Below are 12,323 nucleotides of genomic sequence, written 5' to 3' on the forward strand. Positions count from 1 at the left end.
ATTGCTCCTTTCCTAAATAATTATTTTTAATCAGCACTATCAAAAAAAATTCCGCTCACAGCCGCATTTTGTCCCCTCACATGGTTCACCCTTATTCTTACTGATCTGTCAAAAGCAAAGCTGATATACTTTCCCTTTTCGTAATGATTGATCAATTGAACTGGTGAGATAATATTGAGTGTTTCAGCATCAAAAATTTCAATAGCGCTCCGCCTGTCTTTCTTATCCCAATCTAAAAAATACATGGTTAACTTGTAGGGATGATTGCCTTTCACCGCAACATCAATCGTCATCGTTTGATTGGTTGCTTCAGGATCTCTTGTAATAATGGCTGCAGCCAATTGCTTTTTCGAATTCGGATTTTCAAGCACCGCTTCATCAGGAGAAATTGAATCCCAAATTACGATGGCATTTTTTTTAAGCGTTACACTATCAATATACGATGGTATTTTTTTTGAACCGGCTGAATCAGGATAGCCAAATAATACATACCCGTCTTTTCCAAACTTCCTTGTCCAGTTACCGCCTGTTGTGCTGTCCTGCGCAAATGATTGGATTATATAGTTGAATGGTTCAAGCGGCAAAACACGCGACGCATTTAAGATCTTGTAAGTAATTGCAATTTTGTAATTACCCGCTTGTACATTTTTCAGATAAATATAATTGCTGTCTTCATCAGTATTACTAATGGTTTCTATCCGATATCCTACGGAATTGCCTGGCAGTTTTTTACTAAGGGTGATTTTATCAATCGGCCTGCCGCCTTTTGGCAAACCCACTCTCTCCGCAATAGTTCCCGGTGGTATTGTTATTTCGCAGTCGCCGGATTGGATGTTGAAACTGGCAGCAATATTTCCGAAAGGTGTTGGCATTGTGCCTTTCACCTGCGTTAAACTGTCTTTTAAAAAAGGGATGATGGTAAACCTTTTAAAACCGGGCTTTACCGGTTGTATACCGAGCACATTTTCTGTGAGCCATTTGGTAACGCCTGCACCCCATGGATGCGCCAGGCTTGTGTAACCGCACTGGTTATTGGGCGGCGCATCGTTCGCATTTAATATGCCATTCCACGAAGGTCTGTACACTTCAAAAAAGCTGGTGCCTCCATAAGCAATTTGCCCGCCCCAGCAATCTTTTATGGTAGTAAGCGCATCAGCATTTTGACCAGCCAATGCCATCGCCTGTATAATAAAAAATTGGTTAAAGGGTGAATAAGAAAGCCGGTTCAACCGGTCGGCAAATAAAGAGGCTGACAAAAGATGAATAATAGACTCATTGATAAGCCCCGCATTGATTGCTTCGGAAACAGCATGGATACCAAATTGATCCGCTATCTTTTTATCTGCCAACAGCTGCTTTATTTTTTCTGCTGCGTATTGCTGGTATTTTTTTGCAAGATTATTTTCATTGACGGATGACATGGCTTTGGCAAACTGGCGCCAGCCGTTGATGCAAAGCATGCGATATGTATTTTGTGCTTCCCTGATCTGTGTATTTTCAAAACCTGCACCGAGTCTTTCATCCCAACCCATAAAGCCGAGATTTGGCAAGGTATCGTATTCACGAAAAGCTCTTTCCAATCTTCTGTCTGCATTGGCTGTATAGGCTTTTAAAAATTTTGTGTCGCCTGTATAATTGTAATAATCTATCAAACTCAATACCCAATACACAGAGTAGGCTGCAATGCCATTATCCTGGCCGGAAGTAAACGCGATATTTTTTTTAACCACATCATAGTTGCCGAAAGCAGCCAGGGCAGTAGCTTGCGCAGGATAGGCATCCCCAGTCCAGGAATGCCGGTCGCTTCTTTCCATCAGTATCGCACCAAAATAATCCTGCAGCATATTCAGTTTCACCACGTAGGCACCAGTGTACCAAATGCGGTTCAGCATGGTATCATTGGTATAAAAACTACCTTTATAATTGACCGGTTTAACCTGGCAAACCAACTGTACGTTTTTAATATGCCAAGGCTTTGAAAATTGCTTCACATGTATCCATGCAAAGCGAACACCTTCATACAATTCTTCGTTTAATTGAAGCCTGTAACGGTTGCCATACTTCACAGGCCGCTTTGTTTTTACCGGGTTTTGTGCGCCAGCATTTACAATGGCTGGTTCATTGTATTCGCTGATGCTCATCTCTACACTATCTGCAAGATCATCCGATTCAAACTCAATCCAGCCTGCGCTTTCCGTTCCAAAATCAAATAACAGATCGCCCTTTCCGTTTACAGTAATTAAATTTTTATTTTGAACAAAAGACTGAACAGGAACGCCCGATATTTTTTTGGGCGGTAGAAAATATACCTGCAATGAATCTGCTGCCCTTGGGTTTTTCCATTGGTAGCGGATCAACGGATCTGGCGAAGCCTGTACAGCCGTACCGGAGTAGCTTCCACCATGCAGCGGCTTATAAGGTTCTTTTAGCTGGGCATCGGCCTTACTATAAAAAAATAAATAACAAAGTAAAACTGTACCTATTCGCATCATGCGGTTTCTATTTTCTGTAAGCATTGCATTTTTTCATCTGTGAATTATAAATAATTAGCCAATCTTTTTACTAATCAGACTATTTAATGCTATTCACCTTCGCATGATAATACCGGGCTAAAGCCCAACTAAGAAATAACTCATTTTGTCGACGCCCTGAAGGGCGTGGCAATTGATTCCTTTAATCTTTCGCTGTTTCCTTTATACCATCTTCACCAAATTTCTCCCTCAGCAAATCTTTCATAAATACATTGATGTCCCATTGGCTGGCGACCGGTTCATTGGTTGCTGTGTCCGTCCACATGTAAGGTGGCGGCCCAAACTCGGGTGTCATCGTAAATATTTTTGTACCGATTGATTTTTGATGCACCCATATCTGCTCCCATATTTTTAAAAAGAATTGCAGCGGCTCCTGCCAGAATTGTTGCCGGGGATCGGGTACCTGCGGACCTTCCGTGAACCCCACCCTCGCATGAATATGCTCCGCTTTTACAATGGCTGCTGTCAATGCTTCCCGGAAGTTTTCCAAATAACTTTCTGTAACACAAACCCAATGTGAAAGATCAGCCGTTATCTTCATATTTGGTTTAAGCTTAAATAATTCACTTGCATTGCCCGGGCTATAACCGATGCGACCGCGGTGGGTTTCATGGGCTATCCTGATATTATTTTTTACTGAAAAATTTTCTGCCACATCTACTACCCGGAGTTGCTCCTCCAATGTAAAATAATCTCTACCGGAATGTGAGTTGATCAATATCGGCTCACATTCCATCGACATGTTCAGATAGTATTCGTAAGACCGGCAATACTCATCGATGTTATTTCCTTTTGCCTGGTGTTGGTGGCTTACGATTTCTAAACCGTACTGTTGCAGCAAGCGGATAAACTGTTTGCGTTCTTGTTCATCTTCGGGCATCCAGGTATCAACGCCATCGTAACCCGCTGCTTTTACTTTTGCGAGAAAATCTTCTGCCGGTAAATGTTCATGCCCCCATTGCGGACAAAGTATTTTTAAGTGCATACATTTTTAGTCTAAAGAGCTTATCAAAAAATTTACCGGTCCCAGCAACCCTGCATCCAGTAGAGGCGTGTTTTGTTGAATCATATCAAACCGAAACCTTTCATGTGTTTTGGTAAAACGCTTTTCTTTGGGCAGTCTTAAATCTCCGATAACCCGGTTTGCCCAAAGATTAATTACATCCACTTCAAGTCGATTGCTGCTTTGCTTTACATAATCAGTAATATCAACCTTCCAGGGTGCACACCACAGTATCCCCAGATTTCTTCCGTTCAAACGAACAGCCGCTACATTTTTAACGTTGCCTAAATCGAGCAACAGCCTGCTGCTTTTATTTCCTGCTTTCAAAATTTCATTTGTTTCCCTGCTTAAGTCGAATGATTTGCGATAGACAGCTTTGCCTGAATAATATTTGATGCCTTCTTCTGACCGGTCAGTCCAGTTTACAAGTTTGGGAAACTCCACTTCTTCCGGGCCTCCCCAAACCGGATCGAATGCAACTTTCCATGAACCGCTGAGTTCATTCAGCAATTTGAATTTCGGAAAATTCAGTTTCGATTGACCAGCAGTATTAACAGGAACAGGTTTCCTGAAGATGATAAAATATGAACCAAATGGATCCAATTCCAGCGGCAATGTTGTACTGCCACCTTCCTGGCTAAAAGCTTTTGCATCCCGCATTTCACCGCTGACAGCATTCCATATTTCCGGCTGCTTACCCGAAACGCGGAAAGTAAATTCGGATGTTTGTTTTTGATTGGTGCGGTTAATAACAAAATATATTTCTGTCTCCCCATTTGTGCGATGGATATAATCGAATTTATCCGGCTGAGCTGCCTGGTCTGTGTAAGTAAAATCAGGTTTCACGCCATCGGCTAAAAGAATCTCCCGTGGCGTTTTACCCCAAATCACCCTGCCCTTACCGAAGTGTCGTTCCGTCCGTATTTGGCCATCTAAATCGCCCCATATTTCAGCTGCAATCTGGCGTACAATATGATCGTTGGTAGTGTAATTTTTCAGTTCGGCAGACATTTCAGGTGGCGGCCCAAGCACGGTTGCTCCATTGAGAACTAACTCCCTAATTTTTTGAATCACTTCAACAGACATGGCTTTGGAAGGAATTGGAGAAACAGGCAGCTGTTGATAATCGCCCACCTGCTTGCTTATTTCCGCTGATGGCGAAGTACAGTTTTGCAGCACCAGAATCCGGTAGCTCATGCCATCAGGAAGCACGATGTGCCCGTTTTTAACAGACATCCGCGTAAGCAATACTTCTGCATTGGTATAGTCGCAATCGTAGCCAGAACCAAGTGAAGCGACCAGGTATTTCGGTGGCGCCAGGGTGGGCGTTCGCTCACCAAGATAGAAACAAACATCGCCCACAAACTTGCCCTGTTGCAGCATGTACTGGCAACGCGACAGGTAAGTAAAGAATGCCGGCGACTGCTGCCACCAGGTGATGTTTGGAGTAAAATGCTGACCAGCACAAAATTCATAACCGGGCTTACCATCTGCTGGTGGCTGGCTTGTAGCCTGGTGCAACATAATCCGGTTGATGCCTTCACAAAATGCATCGTTGGCATAAGGCTTCAGATCTGACGGACCCAGCGACCAGTGCGTGCGGTCTGCTTCCTGTTGCGTAAACGATTCAGCCATCGCTTCCTGTTTACCATAAATATGTGCCGCTGTGGAGGTTTGTTTAAGGTTAAGCCGCAGCTTTCTATCCTGGTTATAACCACCCGGTGCATTGTAGTGGCCGTTCACCCAAAACTCCCCTGCAGGGATATCGCTGCGACCAAGATTTTTCAATGCATCCTGTGGTGGAATGTCGTTGGGGCCACCTCCTTCGTTGCCTGCTTTGATTCCATATTTATGACATAATTCAGCGAAATGCCCATAGTAATTTGCTGCGATGCAATCCTGGATGGTTCTGTTAAAATCGTCCAGAAACCTGGTGGAAATTGTTGAATCTACAACAGTATACCCCGCAAGTACCGGCAACCAGGGCATTAAATCATAACCTCGAAATTTATTGAACTGGTTGGGGAAATCCTGTGTCCAGGTTAGCTTTCCACATTCCCAGCTATCCGACCAAAAATAATTGATTTTACCACCTGCTTTGCGTGCTGCTTCAATAAGCGGTTTTCCTAAATGGTTAAAATGATCCTCCAAAGAAGCCTTGCTTAAATAATCAATTTCATACCCTTCCCCTCCTTCAAAAGTGTCAGCCTGCGGAGCCGTAGGATAGGCCCACCACTTACTCCAGGGATGGCCTGTTAATGTATAACCTGTCCGTAATATCACCCACTCACCTTCCGGCACGTCCCATTCAAACTGACCGCCCGCTTTCATTTTATCGGTTACATCAATTACCGTATTGGGCTCAATTTGTTTTGTACTGGATTGTATGCGAAATGCCTGTACGCATATATCGTGATAATAGTTGTCTACAATAACTGGCGTTGGTATTTTATTGGTTACTTTTTTAGGCCCGGAAACTTTCAATTCTGTTTGCACTACTTTTTTCATTGCATTGTCCTGGCTAACCCAGGGTCCTTCCATCGTCCAGCCACCTGCAGAAAGGTTAAAGCCCAATTCTATATTGTTCCGTTTAGCTTCTTTGACAGCATGCCGAAAGAGTTCCCACCAATTGCGGCCCTGGTACTTCACACCCAACATAGCTTCGGTGCCCCCATACCCTCCTGTGCAAATGATATTGACGCCGCTGATTCCTTTGGCTTTAAACTCTTCAAGATCACGTGTTATACTTTGCTTATTCAACCGGTTGAATAACCAGAACCAGTACACTCTTGGCTTTGCGTTGGCTGGTGGGGATATAAATGATTTGCTAAATGAATTTAAGTTCTGCCCACTGGATGAAATACCACATAAAAGAATTAACCCAACAAAAAAAATGATCCTTAATTTATACTCACCAATCATCGTTTTTAAATTTTGGATATTTTAATCTCTTCTGTGTTGGTACTGGTTTCATAAGGTAGTACAAGCTGGCCTTTACTATTACTTTTCATACGTTTGATAATGCTGTTGTTTATTGAGAAGCTGTAGGTGCTGTTCGGGTTAAGATCATTCACCTGGTAAATAAGTTGGTGTGAAGCAATATCTTTTGAAGATTGGGTCCATATCATCTCATTTTTATCCCATTCTTTTATTTCAACTGAAAGGTTTGCCGCAGTTGCTATTTTTAAAGTAGCCACTTTACTGTTTCCATGAAAATACAGCAGCTCATTTTTACTTCCATAAAAACCAAAATCGCTTTTATCCAAAAGTCTAAATTGGTTGTTTGATACTGCATATTTATCCATAGCCAGATCAATTGTCAATTTTTGATTTCTGTAATTGTATTTTATTTCTGTTCCTTCGAGTTCTTTGGTGATATGCGGATCGAGGTAGAAACGGTTGTACAAAGGATTGATTCCGTAAATACCCTGGTACAAACCAACAACCGACAGACTATTACCCGACAGGATATCATCTCCCTGTCCGTCTTGCTTTGCACGTGCATAGCGTTGAAAAGCCAGCCCATCTTTTGCATATTGCGCCAATACATTCTTCACATATTTCAAAGCCAACTCCGGTTTGTATGCAGCATATGCTTTCACTGCAACCGATCCCCATGATAAAAAAATATCGCCGTTTTCATAATTTGGAAAAGGAAATTGCCAGTCGTTTCCTTCACCTGGTGCATAAGTATACAGGCAGAGCGGCCAGAAGAAAAGGTTCTCTTTTTGCATCTGCACTTCTATATCATCGAGGATAGTTTTTGTTCTGGCGTCATCATCACAAATACCATACGCAATGGCCATAAAATTTACCGGTGTAACCATATTGTTCCCATGTGCCGAACCATCTTTATCCAGCCAGTGGATATAACATTTTTTCTGTTCGTCCCAAAAACCACCGGCCGTTGTTGGCTTGTTAAAACTGGTTTTTAATTTGGTTGCAAACTGCTCATAGTATTTTTGTTTACCGGTATTGCCCAGTTGCTTTTCTATAGCCGCCCATAATACCAGCGCATGATACAGCTTGGCATTTACAAAAGCATTTTCATACGATGCCCAGATGATATCTATCCAGTCGCTGCCTCTTTTTTGCGCATGACTATCGGTGATCATTTCAACCAAACCATTGTGATTACTGTCTCTTTTAATGATCCAGTCCAACGCTTTTTCGCAGGCCTGTTGCTGTGTTTTTACCCAGGTTGCGTCACCGGTCTGGTCAAACAGTTCCGCCACGTTGGTGACAAAGTCGGGGTTCGAATCCAGCAGGTAACCCCATTGCGCTTCATAAAAACCTTTAGCGGTAAATCCTTTCGGCATGGCGTCTTCGTTGCTGTAGGCCCATCTCGGCCATACACGTCCATCTGGTTTAAAAGCATTGTCGCGGTAAAAATCAAGGCACTGCTGGTAGCCTTTTAAATAATTGTTATCGTTGATGGCAAGTCCCATTTGCGCAATGTATTGTTCGTGCAAACAAATAGGGCCGTAAGGCGTGTGCCAGCTGTTACCACCAAAATGCTGCTTGTCAATTACACCGATCCTGGCGATTGTATTCAGCACTGCATTTACCTGGTTTTCGTTAACGCCAACTAGTTTTCCACGGCCATACTGTTCTTTAAAATCAAAGTAAGCAAGTGTAACAGACTGGCTGGTTTTGCCGGCACTCATTTTAACAGGCGCCCAAACATCTGCCCTGTCACGGATGAATCTTCTGCGATGTGTGCCTGAATCAAAACGTGGCTCCAGTTCTTTTTGAGCAACTGCTATTGTATAGGATAATTTGTCCTCCGCAGTGCGGCTGTAATCCATTGCAACTTGTTTGCCTGGTGCGTTTACAGACACGCTCAAACCGTTGCCTGTCTTGCTGTTCCAGAATTGTGACGAACTACTATGGACACCGTAAGTGTCTAATTTTTTATTAAAAAGATAGAACCATGCAAGCCCGCCATAATCCTGGTAAGCGCCTTCCCATGTTTCCATATTGGTAAACATAAAAACAGGTAATGCTACCTCTTCAGCAACGATGGCTTTTGACAGGCTTCTGTCCATTGACAGTTGTATATTGGTGTTGCTGATGGTAAAGGTCCAGGTTTCATTTATTGTAAGCGCTTTGTCGCCATAAGCAATGCCCGAAATTTTAATGGTGTTACTGGTAGCTGTGACCGAAGGCTGTGATACAAGTTGTAAAGTTGAATAGTTTGCATTGCCTGTTTTGATGGCTGAGTAAATACCTGCATCACCTTCAATCACCTGCTGGCCGTTTATCAGCAACGAGGATACATTTACCTTCTTATCATAATCAAGTGTGACGTTCATTTTTTCATTCCCAAATTCAATCTTTTTTTCCTTTGCATCATTGCTGATTTTTATGGACTGTGCTAAACTGTTGTTTACCGAAGCAAGACAATAACAGGCAAAGAAAAAAATTACAGCCAACCGTTTTTGAATGATCATTGAACTTATTTTTAATTTCTAAATAATTATCGGTTAAGATTTAAAGAAAAAATCTGGTATCTGAATTCCATCACTCTTATTCATGGGTTGCACCATGAAAGCATATTTATATTACTTTAAATTGCTCACTTCAATCATAACTGGCCCCATTAATCCTGATGCCCGCAATGGTGCGTTTTTGTCAGGACCATCAATCGTCCATGTCTTACGTTTGTCGGCTGGTTGCCCGGCATCAAACACCAGGCGATTGAACCAGGTGCTCGTCACCTGTATCGAAATGGTATTCTGTCCCTGCTTCACGAGGTTCTTTAAATGAATGCGGTAAGGTGGTGCTAATATGGAACCTACCTGCTCACCATTGACCGTAACTGCCGCAACCATATCCAAATTGCCCAGATCAAGGACGTATTCTTTGTTGACCGTTGCTTCATTTACATTGAAAGTTGTTGTGTATGTTGCGGTACCTGAAAATGCTTTTCCTTCTGATGAAAGATCCAGGTCTTTCCAAGGTTTTAAACCAGGTAATTGTAAAGAATCAGGAGCTCCCCAACCGGCAGGAAAACTCAGCTTCCACGGACCAGCAATTTGTAGCGTTGATTTATCCTTATTACTTACAAGTGTTGATGAAGTTGATGGCGAGCCATTTTTTCTAAATACGATAAAACAGGCATTGGATTTTACCAGGTCCAGTTTGATCAGCGTACGATCACCGCTTTGATGGCTCTCAATAGTTTGATATGTACCGGTAACAGGATCCCAAAGCTCGGCAGCACCATTTGTGCGAAAACTCAATTCACCGGTAAATCCTTTATCCTTGGGTGCACTGATAAAATACCATTCTGCACCTTCGGCTTTGCGGTGCTGCCAAAGCGCATCGCCACCGGTAACATCGGGTGCTATCTTTAATGCAATTAATGCCTCATCCAATTTAATACCCGATACAATATATCCCTTACCATTTTTCCTAATTCCTTTTTTGCCTGTACCCCAGATAGCTTTCACCGCGGCATCAAATCGTTGCCTGGCGGCTGCTCCACCGGAAAGCGTTGCAAGTCCAACTGGCGCTTCACCCACCACGGTTGCACCTTGCTGAATCAGCGAATGAATTTTTTCCAATGTTTCCGGCAACATGAGCGGCGCATCGGGTAACCAAAGTACGCGGTATTGAATTCCTTCGGGTGTAACCAGGTTTCCATTGTCTACCTTTAGCCGGTTTAGCAGTACATCGGGGTTGCAATAGTCGTATTTAAACCCTTCCGGAAATGGCGCTTTCTGGTCTGGCTTGTGGTTAAGCTCATCTCCCAGATACCACAATACATCACTGACAGGCTTACCTCTTTCCAGCATATAAGTGCAGCGTGATAAATAATCGGTAAAGCCAGGCATATGTTGCCACCAGGTTTGCCCCCTGAGAAATGGCGTACCGATACCGGCGCCAAACGACGTACCCGGCGGAAGAAAAGGCATTTCGGGATTATGCGTGTACGTATGAAAAACATAGTGCGTTACACCCTCTGCCGTGTTACAGTTCGCCACTTCCCGCAGCATTTCAAAATGCTCGTCCCAGGTAAGCGCAAATGAAGTAAAGGCTTCTGCAGCCACACGTGGCTTGCCGTACATTCTTGCAGCAGAAGCGGTAGGCTTAATGGGTTTGAAGTTAATAGAGCCTACATAATCGTCGCTCATCGGTTGCCAGAATTCTGCCATCGGCACATCTGCATATTTAAAATATTCCATGATGTCGCCGGGCAATACGTCCCCCGCCGCCGTTTCGTATGTAACATGCAAACCATTGTTGCGTGCCAACGAAGCCATACGGCCATAATAGTTATTGGTAAAAAGATGATTGATAGTTTTTCGCCAGTCCGTTAAAAACCGGCCGGTTGTTGTATGATCTTTTATCACATAACCGAAAAGCGCCGGAAGCCACTTACGCAAGGTGTAACTGGAAACGTCCTTAAATTCCTTTTCCATATCAGGAGTCCATGTTTGCGTGTGGCATTCCCAACTATCGATCAGCATAGCATCCAGCAATCCGCCAGCAAGTGGTCCGGTAGCGCCGGATAAGCGACCGATATAGCCTGCGAAATGTGCGTCTGCTCCAGAGGTGGATAGTTTGTTGGCCTCCCAGCCCGTACCCTCTTTTGGAGCAGGACCGTTTTGTTTGCCGGAGTTTACATGTCCAATGCGAAGAATGGTCCACGCTCCTTTTGGCGCTGTCCAATGCAGTTTGCCATCCTTGTCCATCTTATCCGAAATATCCAGGATATTATCCGGATTGATAAATGCCTTGGTTGATTGCTTTGGATGCTGACCAACACGTTCAATGCTTCTCAATGTCCACGCCGCCTCCGACTCCCAGCTATTTTTTCTTGCAGCAGAAAACAGGCGCAGAGAACCCAGGGACATATTGTATTTATTGAAAATGGAAATGCGGTATTTTTTTACACCGATCATTTCAGAACAGGCCAGCGTGATCGGCTGATCATCCTGCCAGCTCGACTGCGGCATGTCCATTATAAGAATATCTTTTGTGTTTCCGTTATCCAGCACAGCCTGAATGCTAACCTTAACACCCGGCTCATAATTTCTGCGGTGGTTAAAACCCTGCACACTTGAAAACTCAACGCTGCGGATTGCTGTAGCTTTACTAAAATTTACTTCAACCCAATAGGGCTTGCCGGGATCAGCCGGCAATAAATCAATATTTTTTTCTGCCTTGCCACTCAAGTATGGTTTCCAGTCAACATCCTTAACATTGCTGGTTACAGACTGTGGCACAAGCGGCTTGCCTGAGTCGCCTAACGGCGTAGGAAATGCCAGCACAGTCACATCTTTGTAATCACGCCAGGGTTCCGCACTGGGTTGCGGTATCGGCAGTACTTTGGTAACTAAATTTCCTCCCGCAATATCGGTACGGCTCCAAACAATATTACGCATAGCGTTAGAAGGTTCTATCCACGGGCCTCCCGAAGTTGCCCATCCGGGGCAGTTGTTCATTGAAAAAACCAATCCCAGCCGGTGACATTCTGATGCGGTATGCTTTACGGCGTCGTCCCAATTTGCACTTAGACTCGTGATTTGTGTTTCAACACCTGGCCACTGCCCCCCAAACTGTCCATGAAAAAGCATGATGCCTGCAAAGCCCGCTTTTGCTATTGCCTCCAGGTCTTTCGTGATCCCTTCTTTAGATACATTGCCACCAATATAATGAAACCAGGTTTGCGGATGAAACACTTTCGGAGGCGCCAGGAATGATGCCTCATCCAACTTACTAAAAGGTTGGTTCAGTTCCTGCATCGACGGCAAGAAAGGAAGCTTTGCAGTTTGAGCAAT

Annotated in this window: 5 protein-coding genes; all 5 read right to left on the reverse strand. The window is 43.7% G+C overall.

Annotated features, from left to right (window positions below; all coding sequences use genetic code 11):
• Positions 1 to 26 precede the first annotated feature (26 nt).
• The gene (locus tag QWZ08_RS12935; RefSeq protein WP_290337842.1) at positions 27 to 2,492 is read right to left on the reverse strand and encodes an alpha-L-rhamnosidase C-terminal domain-containing protein; all 2,466 of its coding nucleotides are present in this window, start codon (positions 2,490 to 2,492) and stop codon (positions 27 to 29) included.
• Between the two features lie 181 nt (positions 2,493 to 2,673).
• The gene (locus tag QWZ08_RS12940) at positions 2,674 to 3,516 is read right to left on the reverse strand and encodes a sugar phosphate isomerase/epimerase family protein (RefSeq protein ID WP_290337843.1); all 843 of its coding nucleotides are present in this window, start codon (positions 3,514 to 3,516) and stop codon (positions 2,674 to 2,676) included.
• Between the two features lie 6 nt (positions 3,517 to 3,522).
• Positions 3,523 to 6,456 carry a glycosyl hydrolase gene (locus QWZ08_RS12945; protein WP_290337844.1) on the reverse strand — a complete coding sequence of 978 codons (2,934 nt, stop codon included), beginning with the start codon at positions 6,454 to 6,456 and terminating at the stop codon, positions 3,523 to 3,525.
• A gap of 5 nt (positions 6,457 to 6,461) precedes the next feature.
• Positions 6,462 to 8,987 carry a glucosidase family protein gene (locus QWZ08_RS12950; protein WP_290337845.1) on the reverse strand — a complete coding sequence of 842 codons (2,526 nt, stop codon included), beginning with the start codon at positions 8,985 to 8,987 and terminating at the stop codon, positions 6,462 to 6,464.
• A 111-nt stretch (positions 8,988 to 9,098) separates the two neighbouring features.
• The gene (locus tag QWZ08_RS12955; protein WP_290337846.1) at positions 9,099 to 12,287 is read right to left on the reverse strand and encodes a glycosyl hydrolase; all 3,189 of its coding nucleotides are present in this window, start codon (positions 12,285 to 12,287) and stop codon (positions 9,099 to 9,101) included.
• Positions 12,288 to 12,323 lie beyond the last annotated feature (36 nt).

This window comes from Ferruginibacter paludis (genome assembly GCF_030409685.1).
Lineage (GTDB): Bacteria > Bacteroidota > Bacteroidia > Chitinophagales > Chitinophagaceae > Ferruginibacter > Ferruginibacter paludis.

What these genes read in the sequence shown, in the direction of transcription:
- QWZ08_RS12950 (WP_290337845.1), bottom strand. Translation starts at nt 8,987, where the DNA reads ATGATCATTCAAAAACGGTTGGCTGTAATTTTTTTCTTTGCCTGTTAT.
- QWZ08_RS12935 (WP_290337842.1), bottom strand. Translation starts at nt 2,492, where the DNA reads ATGATGCGAATAGGTACAGTTTTACTTTGTTATTTATTTTTTTATAGT.
- QWZ08_RS12945 (WP_290337844.1), bottom strand. Translation starts at nt 6,456, where the DNA reads ATGATTGGTGAGTATAAATTAAGGATCATTTTTTTTGTTGGGTTAATT.
- QWZ08_RS12940 (WP_290337843.1), bottom strand. Translation starts at nt 3,516, where the DNA reads ATGCACTTAAAAATACTTTGTCCGCAATGGGGGCATGAACATTTACCG.
- QWZ08_RS12955 (WP_290337846.1), bottom strand. Translation starts at nt 12,287, where the DNA reads ATGCAGGAACTGAACCAACCTTTTAGTAAGTTGGATGAGGCATCATTC.